This window comes from Serratia sp. CY37869 (genome assembly GCF_052168895.1).
Taxonomy (GTDB): domain Bacteria; phylum Pseudomonadota; class Gammaproteobacteria; order Enterobacterales; family Enterobacteriaceae; genus Serratia; species Serratia ureilytica.
In genome coordinates this window covers 991,119-1,005,767 of sequence record NZ_JBJNLU010000001.1, presented here as the reverse complement: position 1 = coordinate 1,005,767, position 14,649 = coordinate 991,119, and the positions used below count along the sequence as shown (strand labels likewise).

The following is a 14,649-nucleotide window of genomic DNA, read 5'->3' as shown; positions in this document are numbered from 1 at the left end:
ACTATGGGCGATAGCATTCTTTCACAGGCAGAGATCGACGCCTTGCTCAACGGCGACAGCGCGGGTGATGAACCCGAAGCGGTGGTCGGCAAAGAGAGCGAGGTCAAGCCTTACGATCCGAACACCCAGCGCCGCGTGGTGCGCGAGCGACTGCACGCGCTGGAAATCATCAACGAACGTTTTGCCCGGCAGTTCCGCATGGGGTTGTTCAACCTGCTGCGCCGCAGCCCGGACATTACCGTCGGCCCGATCAAAATTCAGCCGTATCACGAGTTCGCCCGCAACCTGCCGGTGCCGACCAACCTGAACCTGGTGCACCTGAATCCGCTGCGCGGCACTGCCCTGTTCGTGTTCGCGCCGAGCCTGGTGTTCATCGCCGTCGATAACCTGTTCGGCGGCGACGGCCGCTTCCCGACCAAGGTCGAAGGCCGCGAGTTCACCCCGACCGAACAGCGGGTGATCAAGCGCATGCTGCGCCTGGCGCTGGACGCCTACGGCGACGCCTGGAGCGCCATCTACAAGATCGACGTGGAGTACGTGCGCGCCGAAATGCAGGTGAAGTTCACCAACATCACCACCTCGCCGAACGACATCGTGGTCACCACGCCGTTCCAGGTGGAGATCGGCGCGCTGACCGGCGAGTTCAACATCTGCATTCCGTTCGCGATGATCGAACCGCTGCGCGAACTGTTGACCAACCCGCCGCTGGAAAATTCGCGGCAGGAAGACAGCCACTGGCGCGAAACGCTGGTGAAGCAGGTGCAGCACTCCGAACTGGAGCTGATCGCCAACTTCGTCGATATCCCGATGCGGCTGTCGAAAGTCCTGAAGCTGCAACCGGGCGATGTATTACCGATAGACAAGCCGGAACGCCTGATCGCCCATGTGGACGGCGTACCGGTTCTGACCAGCCAATACGGCACGTTGAACGGGCAATACGCCCTGCGTGTTGAACATTTGATTAACCCTATTTTGAATGCTCTGAGTGAGGAACAGCCCAATGAGTGATCCTAAGCAACCGTCTGGCGAAGGAAAGGAATCCGTAGACGATCTGTGGGCTGATGCGTTTAACGAGCAGCAGTCTTCAGAGAAATCCGGCGCGAGCACCGAAGGGGTGTTCAAGTCGCTGGAAGCTCAGGATGCGCTCGGCAGCCTGCAGGATATCGACCTGATCCTGGATATTCCGGTCAAGCTGACCGTGGAACTGGGGCGCACCAAGATGACCATCAAAGAGTTGCTGCGCCTGTCGCAAGGCTCGGTGGTGGCGCTGGACGGCCTGGCCGGCGAACCGCTGGATATCCTGATCAACGGTTACCTGATCGCGCAAGGTGAAGTGGTGGTGGTGGCCGACAAGTTCGGCGTGCGCATCACCGACATCATCACCCCATCCGAACGCATGCGTCGACTGAGCCGCTGATGACCGCCGCGGCGCCCGTTACCGTCCAAAGCACCCAACCACCCGCCGCGCCGGCCCTGCCGGCCGGTTCGGTGTTGATGCAGGTCAGCAGCGCGCTCGGCGGCATTCTGCTGCTGATCCTGCTGGCCGGTTGGCTGTTCCGTCGGCTGGGTTTCGCCCCGCAGGCGCGCAACAACAAACTGCTTAACCTGCGCGCCAGTTGCCAGGTCGGGCAGCGCGAGCGCGTGGTGGTGGTGGAAGTCGATGACACCTTGTTGGTATTGGGCGTCACCGCCCAGCAGATCACCCCGCTGCACACCCTGCCCGCTCCGCCGAAAGACGCAGGCGAGGCCGACGCGGCGACACCGGCGGACTTCCGCCAACTGATGCAAAAAGTTCTGAAACGCCCGGAAAAATCGGCATGACCTCGACTCTTCATACCCTCGTCCGCCGCCCGGCGGTTTGGCTCCCTGCCGCCCTGCTGTTCATCAGCCCGGCGGCTTTCGCGCAACTGCCGGGGCTGATCAGCCAGCCGCTGGCCAACGGCGGCCAGAGCTGGTCGCTGCCGGTGCAGACGCTGGTGCTGTTGACCTCGCTGACCTTCCTGCCGGCCATGCTGCTGATGATGACCAGCTTCACCCGCATCATCATCGTGCTCGGCCTGCTGCGCAACGCGCTGGGCACGCCGTCGGCGCCGCCGAACCAGGTGATGCTGGGGCTGGCGCTGTTCCTGACCTTCTTCATCATGTCGCCGGTGTTCGACAAGGTTTATCAGGATGCCTATCTGCCGTTCAGCCAGGACAAAATCGGGCTGGAAGTCGCGCTGGATAAAGGCGCGCAGCCGCTGCGCGAATTCATGCTGCGGCAAACGCGCGAAACCGATCTCGCGCTGTACGCCAGGCTGGCCAATCAGCCGCCGCTGGCCGGCCCGGAAGCGGTGCCGATGCGCATCCTGCTGCCCGCCTACGTCACCAGCGAACTGAAAACCGCCTTCCAGATCGGCTTTACGGTGTTCATTCCGTTCCTGATTATCGACCTGGTGGTCGCCAGCGTGCTGATGGCGCTGGGGATGATGATGGTGCCGCCCGCCACCATCTCGCTGCCGTTCAAGCTGATGCTGTTCGTGCTGGTCGATGGCTGGCAGCTGCTGCTCGGCTCGCTGGCGCAGAGCTTCTATTCGTAACCCCTGACCGGAGAAAGCGAGATGACACCTGAATCGGTTATGGCGCTCGGCACCGAGGCGATGAAAGTCGCGCTGGCGCTGGCCGCCCCGCTGCTGCTGGCGGCGCTGATCAGCGGCCTGGTCGTCAGCCTGCTGCAGGCCGCCACCCAGATCAACGAAATGACGCTGTCGTTCATCCCTAAAATTCTAGCGGTGGTGGCCACCATCATCATCGCCGGTCCCTGGATGTTGAATCTGTTGCTGGACTACATGCGCACCCTGTTCAGCAACCTGCCTACCCTGATCGGCTGACCGTGCTCACCTTCGACAGCGCCCAGCTCACCGTCTGGCTCAGCCACTACTTTTGGCCGCTGCTGCGCATTCTGGCGCTGATAAGCACCGCGCCGATATTCAGCGAAAAGCAAATCAGCAAAAAGGTCAAAATCGGCCTTGGCGGGCTGATCGTCATCCTGATTGCGCCGACGCTGCCCGCCAGCAATATTCCCATCTTCTCCGCCGCCGGCCTGTGGCTGGCGATTCAGCAGATTCTGATCGGCGTGGCGCTGGGGTTGACCATGCAGTTGGCCTTCGCGGCGGTGCGCCTGGCGGGGGAAGTGATCGGCATGCAGATGGGACTGTCGTTCGCCACTTTCTTCGATCCCAGCGGCGGCCCGAACATGCCGGTGCTGGCGCGCCTGCTCAACCTGCTGGCGATGTTGTTGTTCCTCAGCTTTGACGGCCATCTGTGGCTGATTTCGCTGCTGGCGGACAGCTTCCATACCCTGCCGATCCAAACGCAGCCGCTGAACGGCAACGGCTTCCTGGTGTTGACTCAGGTCGGCTCGCTGATCTTCATCAACGGCATGATGCTGGCATTGCCGCTGATCTGCCTGCTGTTGACGCTCAACATGGCGCTCGGCCTGCTCAACCGCATGACGCCGCAGCTGTCGGTCTTCGTGATCGGTTTCCCGGTCACCATGACCTTCGGCATCATGACGCTGGGCATGATGATGCCGATGTTGGCGCCGTTCTGTGAGCACCTGTTCGGTGAAATCTTCGATCGACTGGCGGCGGTGATCGGCGGCATGACCTTCTGAGCCCCTGCGGCCCCTTCCTTTCCCCCTCTTCCGCCTGAGACAAAATGGCAATAAACACGCTTTCTTGGGACAAAAGCCTGAGAAACGTCTTTTATCCGGATTAAGGTTCAAATGTCTCCGGCGGCTTGAATAAATAAAACCCCGACCTAAAATAGACCCGGTAGAAAAAATATCGTCCACACCCCGTCAGTCACCCGTGGCGATAATATAAGCTTATTGGTTAGAGAAAAATAAAATAACACAGCCACGCAGAGTTAAATGCGCGGCAGATAACTTACACCCTGAATAAATGCGTCCGGCAGCCTGCCGGCTGCAGGGCGCAGCATCGACCTTTGCTAACTACAGGAGCGAGATCATGATTAAAGCGAAAAGCAACCGCAAAGCACGCCGGTTATTCGGCATGGCCCACTGGAAAAGCAACAAATTTAAAGTTGCCATCAGCGAAACGGCCGCCGGTGAAAAATGGAAAGTGGTGAAGAAAAAGAAATAGCACCGATATTTATCGCCAGGGAAATAATATCCATCGTGATTTTTCCACCGCTGATTTCAATAATGCCATTGCGCATTAAACAGGGGTGACAATCGTATTATTTCTTCCCTGATGAAAAAAAGGCGCGTCACTCAGTCAGTAGTGGGAGAACGAGCGACGCGCCAAACGAGTGCGCCCGGTTTCAAGAAGCCTCCCTCCCCGCGGGGCGGAGAAGGCGTTTTCTAAGCGCACTAAAGGGAAACCCGTCGCGGTCAGGCAACGGGGTATTGCTCTTAACGATTCATCTGGAACAACGACATGCCCTGCATATCGCTGAAGGTTTTGTACGACGCCTGCAGCGCCGCCTGCTGCATGAAGTAGGACGAGATAGACTCGGCCAGGTCGGCATCCGTCAGCGCGCTCATCTGGATCTGATTGGTCATGTCACGCTCTTTACCGATGCTGTCCAACTGATCCATCTCCTGCAGCTGGCTGCCCAGCTCGGCGCGCACGCTCAGCACGTTGTTGTAGGAGTTGTCCAGACCGCGGTTGGCTTTCGCCAGCGCATCGTTCACCTGCTGCTTGGTGGCCTCGTCGGCGCCCTGCAGCGGGGTTTTCAGCGCGTTCAGCGCAATATCGATGCTCTCGAATACGTTGCTGACCGGCGCGCTGCCGTCCGGCTCGGGCTTCGGATTGCTGGTCAACGACATGAACACCGCGTTGCCGGTATGGCCGATGGTCATGGTGCGGTTGGCGTCCACTTTCTGCTCAACCGTCTTGTCGCCGCCCTGGTAACTGACGGTGCCGCCGTTGTCGACGAACGGCGCCTTGTCGTTCACATACCCGCCGAACATATAGCGGCCGTTGCCGTCGGTGCTGTTGGCCTGGTTCAGCAGCTGATCTTTCAACCCCTGCAGCTGGGTGGCCAGCGACTGGCGATCGTTATCGCTTTCGGTGCCGCCGGCGTTGACGATCAACGCCTTCATGTCCGCGATGGTGGAGGTCGCGCCGGCCAATACCGTTTCTTCCATCGACACGTTCTGACGGGCGAAGGTGCGCGCCAGCGTGTATTGACTGTTTTCCGCCTGCGACTGCGACAGCATCACCGCGCGCGACGCCGCCAACGGATCGTCGGACGGGTTGATCACTCGCTTGCCGGAGGAAAGCTGCTCGGCGGCCTTCATGAACAGCGACTGGTTGCCCGTGATGCCGTTCATGTTTTGTTGGTACATCATGCCGGTACTCATGCGCATGCTGTGGGTTCCTTACTCTGAGCGACCGGCGCCGTTATCGGCGCCGATTAACAATGAAATCAACGAATGTTCAGCAGCGCGTCGAACAGCGAGCTGGCGGTCTGAATCACCTGCGCGTTGGCCATGTAGTACTGCTGGAAACGCAGCAATTCACCGTACTCTTCGTCAAGGTTGACGCCGGACATCGACTGCTGTTGCGCGCCCAGCTGGGTGACGATTTTGGCCTGCGACGTGGCGATGGCCTTGGCGGCGGCGGTCTGGTTGCCGACGCCGCTGACGATGCCGGCGTAAGCGCCGCTCAGGGTCGCTTTGCCGTCCACCAGGTTTTTGGTTTGCAGATCCAGCAGTTTCTTGGCGTTCTCGTTATCGCCGCGGCCGCTGTCGTCTTTACCGGCGGCGGCGATCTTGGACGAATCGGTGATGGCCACTTTCAGGTTGCCCGCCACGTCGCTGACCGGTTTCACGGTGAAACTGTCTTTGGCCTGCGCATTGCCGTCGATGCTCACTTCCAACCCGTCGAAGTTCAGCGTCGGTTTACCGTCGGCGCTGGTGCCCGGCGTCGCGTTGACTTTCACGTTGTCCGGCAGGCGGCTGACCTGCCAGTTGCTGCCGTCGAACTCGACGCGATAATCGTTGGCCTTCACCTTGCCGGTATCGGTGTAAGAGACCGACAGCGACGCGTCGCCGGTGTTGCGGGTGTTATCCACCACCCGGCCGCCGCTGAAGCTGAAGAAGTCGCCGCCCGCGTCACCGTTCAGATCGAAGCCGGCGCGATGCTGTTGGTTAAAGCTGTCCGCCATCGCCAGCGCCAACTGGCCCAGCTGATTGCGCACGCCGTCCAGCGTTTCGCTGCGGAATTTCAGCACGCCGCTCAGCGTGCCGCTGGTGATCTGGCCTTCCGGCACTTCGCTGGCGCCGTTGCCGCGGTTATAGCCGATGGTCAGACGGGAAGGATCGCTGCTGGAAGGCACGGCTTCCACCTGATACGTATTGCTGCCCTGCACCAGGGTCAAACCGTTGGCGAAGGAAACGGTATAGGCGTCGCCGTCCTGTTGCGTGACCTGTACGCCCACCAGCTGGTTCAATTCGGTGACCAGCTGATCGCGCTGATCCAGCAACGCATTCGGTTCGCCGCCGGCGCTGCCGCGCAAACGGGTGATCTCGTCGTTCAGCTTGGCGATCTGTTGGCCGTAGCTGTTGATCTGCTGCGCCGTATCGCTGATCTGCTGATTGACGCCGTTGTCCATGTCGCGCAGGAATTTGTCGGTGTTGTTGAACTGGTTCACCAGGCCGTTGGCCTTGCCCAGCACCGTCTGGCGCGCGGCGTCGTCACCGGCGTTGCTCACCAGGTTCTGCAGGTTGGTAAAGAAATCCTGCATGTTGGTCGACAGCGGGTTGGTCTTGCTCGCCAACAGGTTGTCGATCTGCGAAATCTTCTCGTAATAGGCGTTTTGCGCCCCGAACGCGCTTTGCGCGCCGCGCAGCTGGTTGGTGATGAACTGGTTGTACTCGCGGTTAACGCTGGTGACGGTCACGCCGTTGCCGATAAAGCCGCTCATAGTGGCCATGCCGCCGTTCTGCGCCAGGATCGCGGTCTGACGGTTGTAGCCCGCCACGTTGTAGTTGGAGATGTTGTTGCTGACGGTACTGAGCGCCACCTGAGCCGCATTCAGCCCGCTCATCGCGGTATTGATTAAGCTATTGGACATCGGAATTCCTTATGCTGCGGCGCCGGTGGCCCACAGGGTTCTTAATTGAGCTGCTGAGCCTGTTCGCTCAGCCTGTTTCGGTTATCGGCAAAAATGAGAAGAACTTGAGGAAAAAAAGCGGCAATGCGGTCAGCATCCAGCGAGCCTCCATTGCCGCCTACCCCCTAAATAATTGGCGCCGCAGCGGCGTCAAGAATGACGGGGATTTAGAACAAATCTTTCAGATCGTGGGTGTAAGCTTTCACCGCCTGTTCCCCCGCGCTCTTCATCTGCTGAATCACGCTGACCAACTTGCTGGCGTACTGGGGATCGGTGGCGTACCCGGCGCGCTGCAGCGCATGCGCCGCCTGCTCCGGGCTGCGCGCGGCGGCCACGTCGGCGTAGCGCGGGTTGTTGGTCAGCAGTTTGACGTAATCGGCGATCGCTTCGACGTACGACCCGTAAACGCGGAACTTCGCCTTCACCTTCTTCGCCGCGCCCTGTTCGAACTCGGTGGTGGTGATCTCCGTCACCGGCCCGCTCCAGCTGCCGCCGGCCTTGATGCCGAACAGGTTGTAGCTCGGCGTGCCGTCTGAGGTTGGGATCTCGCGCTGCCCCCAGCCGGATTCCAGCGCCGCCTGCGCGACGATCAGCTGATGCGGAATGCCGCTCTGCTGGCTGGCGACCTTCGCCGGTATCGACAGACGAGCGACGAAGTTGCCGTTGTTGAGCGACAGCGGCGCGGCGGCCGGCGGGGCTTTCGGCATCGCCCGGCGCACCATCTGCTCCAGCGCCTGGTTCGGCAGCGTTTGCAGCACCTCGTTGTCCAGCGCCATCGGCGACATGCCCGCAGTTTCGCTCGGCACCGCGTTGGCGTTGCTCATCTGCTTGACCATCATGTCGGCCAGCCCCAGCCCTTTTTGCGACATCTGCTGGGCGATTTGCTGATCGTACATCGAGGTATAGAGCCGCGTTTGATCGCTGCTCAACACCCCGTCCTGCGGCAAGGCGGAACGCATGCTTTTCAGCATCATCTGCACGAACATGCCTTCCACCTGCTGGGCCACCTGCTTGAGGTTGCCCTGCGGGTCGGCCGCCGCGTCGCGCTTCAGGCCGTTCAGCGCCTGGGCGTCATAGGCCGCGCCCGACATCGCCATCAGATCGCCCGCCATCAGATGATTTCCAGCTTGGCGCGCAGGCAGCCGGCGCTCTGCATCGCCTGCAGGATCGACATCAGATCGATCGGCGTGGCGCCCAGCGCGTTCAGCGCGCGAATGACGTTGTTCAGGTTGGCGCTGGCGTTCACCTTCTGCAGCGACCCGCCCTGCTGTTGCACCGAAATCTGGGTGTTTGGCGTCACCACCGTTTGGCCGCCGCCGAACGGCGTCGTCGGTTGGCTGACGGTGTTCTGCCGATCGACCACCACCGACAGGTTGCCCTGGGCGACGGCGCAGGAATCGAGGATCACATCGCGGTTCATCACCACCGACCCGGTGCGCGAGTTGATGATCACTTTGGCGTCCATTGCGCCGACGTTGACGGTGATGTTTTGAATCTCCGCCAGGAAGCGCACCTGAGAGCTGTTGCCCTGCGGCACCAGCACCTGAATCGTACGGGCGTCGAGCGGCGTCGCGGTGCCGCCGCCGCGTTGGCGGTTGATGGCGTCGCTGATCTGCTGCGCCAGCGTGAAGTCTTCGTCGTTCAGCTGCAGGTTGAGTACGCCGCCGCTGCCGAAGGTGGTCGGCAGCTCGCGCTCGATGGTGGCGCCGTTGCTGATGCGCCCGCCCGCCAGCTGGTTGACCTGCACGCTGCTGCCGCCGGCCGCCGCGCCCGCGCCGCCGACCAGCACGTTGCCCTGCGCCAGCGCATAGACCTGGTTATCCACGCCTTTCAGCGGCGTCATCAGCAAGGTGCCGCCGCGCAGGCTCTTGGCGTTACCCATTGATGAGACCACCACGTCGATGTTCTGCCCGGCGCGCGAGAACGGCGGCAGTTTGGCGGTCACCATCACCGCCGCCACGTTTTTCAGCTGCATGTTGGTGCCCGGCGGCACGGTGATGCCCAGCTGCGACAGCATGTTGCTCAGGCTTTGGGTGGTGAACGGCGTCTGCATGGTCTGGTCGCCGGAGCCGTCCAGCCCCACCACCAAGCCGTAGCCGATCAGGGCGTTGTCTCGCACGCCCTGCACCGTCACCAGATCGCGGATGCGCTCCGCCGCCGCCGGCAAGCACACCAGCCCGACGCACAGCGCGATAAACCATTTTTTCAGCATCAGTCAATCCTTAGAACGGTGAAACATTTAAGAAGAAGCGCTGCAGCCAGCCCATGGTCTGCGCTTCGTTGATATAGCCATTGCCGACGTATTCGATCCGCGCGTCCGCCACCTGCGTCGAGGTGACCGAGTTGTTGCCGCTGATGGTGCGCGGGTTGACGACGCCGGAGAAACGAATGAATTCGGTGCCCTGGTTGATGGCGATCTGCTTTTCCCCCACCACGTGCAGGTTGCCGTTGGCCAGCACCTGGTTGACCGTCACCGTAATGGTGCCGTTGAAGGTGTTGTTGGCGTTGGCGCCGCCCTTGCCGCCGAAGGTGCTGTCGCCGGAAATGTCCATATCGGCGCGCGCATTGCCCAACAGGCCGTCAAGGTAACGCGGCGAGGTGGCGACGCCGAACTTGCTGGCGCCGTTGCGGCTGGCATTGGCGGAGGAGCTCTTGCTGGCGCTGACGTTTTCCTGCAGCACGATGGTCAGGGTGTCGCCGACGTTGCGCGGACGGCGGTCTTCGAACAGCGGCTGATAGCCGTAGTTCATCGGCTGCACCGTCTGGAAGATCGAGCCGTTCGGCATCGGCGCGCTGGCCGGCGCGGGCTGCGCCGTGGTCGCACCGTCCACCAGCGGTTTATGCGGAATATAAGCGCAGCCGCTCAGCGTCAGCATCACCATTCCCGCCAGCCAGCGTTGTCCCTGCCGCGGCAGGATTGCCATCGAATATGTGGTTACCACGGGTATCGCCTTTGTTTCACGAAAGAGAATGACGGGCGCGGCAAGCCGGGCCCGTCAATGACAGATTACAGTTGCGTCAGCTTTTGCAGCATCTGATCGGAAGTCGATACCGCTTTGCTGTTGATCTCGTAAGCGCGCTGAGTCTGGATCATGTTGACCAGCTCTTCCGCCACGTTAACGTTGGAGGTCTCCACGTAGCCCTGATACAGCAGACCGGCGCCGTTGAGCCCCGGCGTGCTCTCGTTCGGCGCGCCCGAGCTTTCGGTTTCCTGATACAGGTTCTCGCCCACGCTCTCCAGACCGCTGTCGTTGACAAAGGTCGTCAGCGTCAATTGGCCCACCTGCTGGGCGGCGGTTTGCCCCTGCTGGGTGACGCTGACGATGCCATCGCGGCCGACGGTGATGGACAGCGCGTTCGCCGGAATGGTGATCGCCGGCTGCACCTGGAAACCGCTGGAAGTGACCAACTGGCCGTTCTGATCGATCTGGAACGAGCCGTCGCGCGTGTAGGCCTGGGTGCCGTCCGGCAACATCACCTGGAAGAACCCCTGCCCCTTGATGGCGACGTCTTTGCTGTTGTTGGTCTGCGACAGGTTGCCCTGGCTGTGCAGCCGCTCGGTCGCCACCGGACGCACGCCGGTGCCGATCTGCAGACCGGAAGGCAGCGTGGTCTGCTCGGAGGACTGCGCCCCCGGCTGACGCATGGTCTGGTACAGCAGATCTTCAAATACCGCACGCTGGCGTTTGAAGCCGTTGGTGCTGACGTTCGCCAGGTTGTTGGCGATCACGTCCATGTTGGTCTGCTGCGCGTCCAGACCGGTTTTGGCAATCCATAAGGATGGAATCATCGGTTATTTCCTTGCTGCTTAGCTCACTGAGAGCAGTGAGTTGGCACGCTGTTCGTTTTCATCCACGCTGTGGATGACCTTCATTTGCATTTCAAAACGGCGGGCGTTGGCGATCATGTCGACCATGGTCTCCATCGGCTTGACGTTGCTGCCTTCCAGCACCCCGGGCATCACCCGCACCTGCGGATCGTTTTGCAACTGATTGCCGCGCAGCTGTTGGGTTTCCGGCGTCAGGCGGAACAGCCCGTCGTCACCGCGCATCACTTCGCGCGCGTCGGCTTTCACCAGCTTCAGGCGGCCGATCTGCGCGATGGTGTTCGGCGGATCGCCGGCGTTCAGCGCCGAAATGGTGCCGTCGGCGGCGATGGTGATCTCCGCCGACGGCGGCACCTCGATCGGCCCCCCGTCGCCCATCACCGGCAGCCCCTGCACCGTCAACTGCCCGGTGGAGGAGATCTGGATGTTGCCGTTGCGGGTATAGGCTTCACCGCCGCCCGGCAGGCTCACCGCCAGGAAACCGTCCTGCTGCAGCGCCACATCCAGCGGGCGCGCCGTATAGTTCAGCGCCCCCTGGCTCATGTCGGCGCCCGGCGTCGACGCGGCCACCAATGTGCGCGTCGCCAGGCTCGGCCCGTCAACCGGCACCGCGCGCAGCGCGGCGAGCTGAGCGCGAAAGCCCGGCGTCGACGCGTTGGCCAGGTTGTTGGCGGTAATGGACTGCTGCTCCAGCGTTTGGCGAGCCGCGCCCATCGCGGTATAAATCGCGTGATCCATAACTCGACCCTATTAGCGCAGGCTAACCAACGTCTGCAGAATGGAGTCCTGCGTCTTGATGGTCTGGGCGTTGGACTGATAGTTACGCTGTGCGACGATCATGTTCACCAGCTCCTGGCTCAGATCGACGTTGGAAGACTCCAGCGCGCCGCTGGTCAGCTTGCCTAAGCCGCCGCCGCCCGCAAGACCGACGCGCGGCTGGCCGGACGCGCCGGTTTCCTGCCAAACGTTATCGCCCTGCGACGCCAGCCCTTCCGGGTTGGAGAAGTTAGCCATGACGATCTGGCCCAACAGCTGGGTTTGCTGGTTGGAGTAGACGCCCACGATGGTGCCGTCGTTGTTGATCTGATAGCCCGTGTATTCACCGGCGGCATAACCGTCCTGCGATACCTTGCTCACCGAGTCGCTGCTCACGTTCTGCTGCATGCTGCCGGCGAAGCTCAGGGTGAAGTTTTGCGCCGGCGCGCCGTCTTTGGCGGTCATCGGGATCACCATGCTGAACTCGCCCGGCGCGCCGTTGGTGCTGGTGGTTTTCACCAGGGTACCGCTGGTGCTGAACTCCATGGTGCCGGCGTTCACTGGCGCTGCGCTGCCGTCCTGGGTGTAGACCTGCCATTTATTGTCTTCGGTCTTCACGAAGTAAGCGTTGATGTTGTGCGCGTTACCCAGCGAGTCGTAGGCGGTGATGGTATTGGTATAGTTGTAGCTGTCCTGTTTGGTCGGATCGAAGGTCTTGTTTTCCGGCACCTTATGGGTCGACATCAGGTTGGCGACCATCTGGCCGGAAGTGGACGCTTTCGCGTTCATCATGCCTTCAGGAATGCTCAACGGCACCGGGTTGGCGCCCTGCTGAATGGTCGGCGGGGAGCCGGCCGCCGGATAGCCGGTCAGCTGCAGACCCTGCATGTTGGTCAGATTGCGGTTCTCGTCCAGCTTGAACTGGCCGTTGCGGGTATAGAAGATGCCGCCGTCTTTATCCTGCATGCGGAAAAAGCCGTTGCCGTTGATGGCCACATCCAATGAACGGCTGGTGCCGGTGGTGGTGCCGCCCTTGAAGTTCTGGGTGATGCCGGACACTTTGACGCCCAGACCGACCTGCGAACCGGCGAACATGTCGGCAAAGGAGACGCTGCCGGATTTGAAGCCCGCCGTCGCGGAGTTGGCGATGTTGTTACCGATCACGTCCAGGTTGGTTGCTGCCGCGTTCAAGCCGCTGACTGCCTGAGAAAAAGCCATGTTATTCTCCGAATAGTGGTCAGGCTATCGTCCGATTGAGCCTGATGCTTAGGGTTATAAGATCTGTCGCACGTCTTCCAGGGTGGCGTTGCCCGCCAGACCGAGATCCAGCTTGGCGCCGTTGCCGTCGCGGATCACGCCGTTCACCAGGCCGAAGTGCAGGCTGCGCGCCACCAACTGCTCGCCGTTGCCTTTGGCGTTAATCGCCACTTTGTAGGCGCCGTCGGGCGCGGTGGAGCCGTCATCCAGCGAACCGTCCCAGGTGAAGGCATGTACGCCGGCGGTCAGACCGCCGATTTCGATGGTGCGCACCACCTGCCCGCTGGCGTTGGTGATGGTGGCGGTTACCTGATCGGCGGCGCGCTCCAGTTCCACGCCGAACGGCGTGGTGCTGACTTTGCCGTCCTTGCTGCCGACCAGAATGTTGCTGCCCGGCACCATCACGCCGTGGCCGATCAGCGCGGTGGCCTGCAGCGACTGATTGCTGTTGATCTGACCGGAGATCGACCCCAGCGTGGTGTTGAGTTTTTCGATGCCCTGAACGGTGTTGATCTGCGCCAGCTGCGAGGTCAGTTCGTTGTTCTGCATCGGATTGGTCGGGTCCTGGTTTTTCAACTGCGCCACCAGCAGCGTCAGGAAGCTGTTGTGCAGATCCTGGCTGTTGGTATTTTTGCTGTTGTTACCGATGACGGTATTGTCCAACGACTCGTTCGTGGTTGGGGCGATAGCCATGGGAACCTCCGGTTACTGACCCAGCGTCAGGGTTTTCATCATCATCGACTTGGTGGTGTTGAGCACCTCGACGTTGGCCTGATAGCTGCGGGAAGCGGAGATGGTGTTGACCATTTCCCCCACTACGTCGACGTTCGGCATGCGCACATACCCCTTGGCGTCCGCCAGCGGGTTGCCCGGCTGATACACCAGACGCTCGGGTGCCGAATCGTCCACCACCTGGGCAACGCGCACGCCGCCGGTCGGCTGTCCCGGCGCCGCTGCGACCTGGAACACCACCTGCTTGGCGCGGTAAGGTTCGCCGTCCGGGCCGGTCACGCTGTCGGCGTTGGCCATGTTGCTGGCGCTGACGTTCATGCGCTGGGATTGCGCCGATAACGCCGAGCCGGAGATATCAAAAATATTCAGTAAAGACATGCGCCTTATCCTTGTTGCAGTACGGACATCATCCCTTTGATCTGACCGTTGAGCAGCGTCAGGTCGGTCTGATATTTCAGGCTGTTATCGGCAAAGTTGGTGCGTTCGCGATCCATGTCCACCGTGTTGCCGTCCATCGACGGCTGATCCGGCACCCGGAACAGCAGATCGAGCTGCGGCGGCTGTAGGGTCTGCGCCGGGATATGGCGCGCCGCCGTCAGGTTGAGCGCCATGCCGTTGCCGCTGACGCGCCCCTGCTCCATCACTTTGTTCAATTGGCTGGCGAAATCGATATCCCGTGCCTGATAACCCGGTGTGTCTGCGTTGGCGATGTTGGCGGCCAGAATTTCCTGCCGCTGGGCGCGCAAGTTCAGCGCCTCTTGGCCAAAGCGCAGAGCCGCGTCCAGTTTGTCGAGCATGCTCCCTCCGCGAGGTTAGAATTTGGAGTCGACAGCATAAACGCCCCCCGCGCTACCCTATCGCGGGAATAAACGCAAAATGGGGCGCTATTTATCTGCTTAGCCTGCGCGCGCTGCGGGTACACTTACGCGTATCCCGATGAAGCTTGAGAAGAT

Annotated in this window: 18 protein-coding genes; 7 read left to right on the top strand and 11 right to left on the bottom strand. The window is 61.3% G+C overall.

Translation table 11 applies throughout. From position 1 onward, the window contains the following. The first annotated feature begins 3 nt into the window (after positions 1-3). The 7 genes from fliM (at position 4) to sra (ending at position 4,145) form a co-directional block, all read left to right on the top strand. The gene (fliM, locus tag ACJ8J1_RS04830) at positions 4-1,008 is read left to right on the top strand and encodes a flagellar motor switch protein FliM (RefSeq protein WP_004934798.1); all 1,005 of its coding nucleotides are present in this window, start codon (positions 4-6) and stop codon (positions 1,006-1,008) included. Beyond that, entirely contained in the window at positions 1,001-1,417 is a 417-nt protein-coding gene (fliN, locus tag ACJ8J1_RS04825; protein WP_004934799.1) for a flagellar motor switch protein FliN, read from the top strand. Before fliM ends, fliN begins: the two co-directional genes overlap by 8 nt. Beyond that, entirely contained in the window at positions 1,417-1,821 is a 405-nt protein-coding gene (gene fliO, locus ACJ8J1_RS04820; protein ID WP_033650868.1) for a flagellar biosynthetic protein FliO, read from the top strand. The genes fliN and fliO overlap by 1 nt, the downstream gene beginning before the upstream one ends. Then, positions 1,818-2,579 (top strand): flagellar type III secretion system pore protein FliP, encoded by a 762-nt coding sequence (gene fliP / locus ACJ8J1_RS04815; RefSeq protein ID WP_033632755.1) that lies wholly within the window; start codon positions 1,818-1,820, stop codon positions 2,577-2,579. Before fliO ends, fliP begins: the two co-directional genes overlap by 4 nt. Before the next feature lie 21 nt (positions 2,580-2,600). Next, on the top strand, positions 2,601-2,870 hold the full coding sequence (gene fliQ / locus ACJ8J1_RS04810) for a flagellar biosynthesis protein FliQ (protein WP_004934803.1): 270 nt from the start codon (positions 2,601-2,603) through the stop codon (positions 2,868-2,870). A gap of 2 nt (positions 2,871-2,872) precedes the next feature. Then, positions 2,873-3,655, top strand: a complete 783-nt coding sequence (gene fliR, locus ACJ8J1_RS04805; RefSeq protein ID WP_033643517.1) for a flagellar biosynthetic protein FliR — start codon at positions 2,873-2,875, stop codon at positions 3,653-3,655. Between the two features lie 355 nt (positions 3,656-4,010). Beyond that, a complete protein-coding gene (gene sra, locus ACJ8J1_RS04800; RefSeq protein WP_004934807.1) occupies positions 4,011-4,145 on the top strand; it encodes a stationary-phase-induced ribosome-associated protein in 135 nt (44 codons plus the stop codon). A gap of 272 nt (positions 4,146-4,417) precedes the next feature. On the opposite strand, the gene flgL is transcribed toward sra, so the two are convergent. The 11 genes from flgL to flgB form a co-directional block, all read right to left on the bottom strand. Then, the gene (flgL, locus tag ACJ8J1_RS04795) at positions 4,418-5,377 is read right to left on the bottom strand and encodes a flagellar hook-associated protein FlgL (protein ID WP_033643518.1); all 960 of its coding nucleotides are present in this window, start codon (positions 5,375-5,377) and stop codon (positions 4,418-4,420) included. 59 nt (positions 5,378-5,436) lie between these two features. Then, the gene (gene flgK / locus ACJ8J1_RS04790; protein WP_033643519.1) at positions 5,437-7,086 is read right to left on the bottom strand and encodes a flagellar hook-associated protein FlgK; all 1,650 of its coding nucleotides are present in this window, start codon (positions 7,084-7,086) and stop codon (positions 5,437-5,439) included. 206 nt (positions 7,087-7,292) lie between these two features. Then, positions 7,293-8,237, bottom strand: a complete 945-nt coding sequence (gene flgJ / locus ACJ8J1_RS04785; protein ID WP_033643520.1) for a flagellar assembly peptidoglycan hydrolase FlgJ — start codon at positions 8,235-8,237, stop codon at positions 7,293-7,295. Beyond that, the gene (locus ACJ8J1_RS04780) at positions 8,237-9,337 is read right to left on the bottom strand and encodes a flagellar basal body P-ring protein FlgI (RefSeq protein WP_004934816.1); all 1,101 of its coding nucleotides are present in this window, start codon (positions 9,335-9,337) and stop codon (positions 8,237-8,239) included. Before ACJ8J1_RS04780 ends, flgJ begins: the two co-directional genes overlap by 1 nt. A 10-nt stretch (positions 9,338-9,347) precedes the next feature. Further along, the gene (flgH, locus tag ACJ8J1_RS04775; protein ID WP_004934817.1) at positions 9,348-10,049 is read right to left on the bottom strand and encodes a flagellar basal body L-ring protein FlgH; all 702 of its coding nucleotides are present in this window, start codon (positions 10,047-10,049) and stop codon (positions 9,348-9,350) included. A gap of 83 nt (positions 10,050-10,132) precedes the next feature. After that, complete coding sequence (gene flgG, locus ACJ8J1_RS04770; RefSeq protein WP_004934819.1) at positions 10,133-10,915, bottom strand: flagellar basal-body rod protein FlgG; 783 nt, start codon at positions 10,913-10,915, stop codon at positions 10,133-10,135. Positions 10,916-10,933: 18 nt separating this feature from the next. Beyond that, positions 10,934-11,689, bottom strand: a complete 756-nt coding sequence (locus ACJ8J1_RS04765; protein ID WP_033643521.1) for a flagellar basal body rod protein FlgF — start codon at positions 11,687-11,689, stop codon at positions 10,934-10,936. A gap of 12 nt (positions 11,690-11,701) precedes the next feature. Next, positions 11,702-12,925 carry a flagellar hook protein FlgE gene (gene flgE, locus ACJ8J1_RS04760; protein ID WP_033643522.1) on the bottom strand — a complete coding sequence of 408 codons (1,224 nt, stop codon included), beginning with the start codon at positions 12,923-12,925 and terminating at the stop codon, positions 11,702-11,704. 54 nt (positions 12,926-12,979) lie between these two features. Further along, a complete protein-coding gene (gene flgD / locus ACJ8J1_RS04755; RefSeq protein ID WP_033643523.1) occupies positions 12,980-13,657 on the bottom strand; it encodes a flagellar hook assembly protein FlgD in 678 nt (225 codons plus the stop codon). 12 nt (positions 13,658-13,669) lie between these two features. Further along, positions 13,670-14,074 carry a flagellar basal body rod protein FlgC gene (gene flgC / locus ACJ8J1_RS04750; protein ID WP_033643525.1) on the bottom strand — a complete coding sequence of 135 codons (405 nt, stop codon included), beginning with the start codon at positions 14,072-14,074 and terminating at the stop codon, positions 13,670-13,672. Positions 14,075-14,079: 5 nt separating this feature from the next. Next, positions 14,080-14,493: a flagellar basal body rod protein FlgB gene (gene flgB / locus ACJ8J1_RS04745; protein WP_033643526.1), complete on the bottom strand. Its 414-nt coding sequence runs from the start codon at positions 14,491-14,493 to the stop codon at positions 14,080-14,082. Positions 14,494-14,649 lie beyond the last annotated feature (156 nt).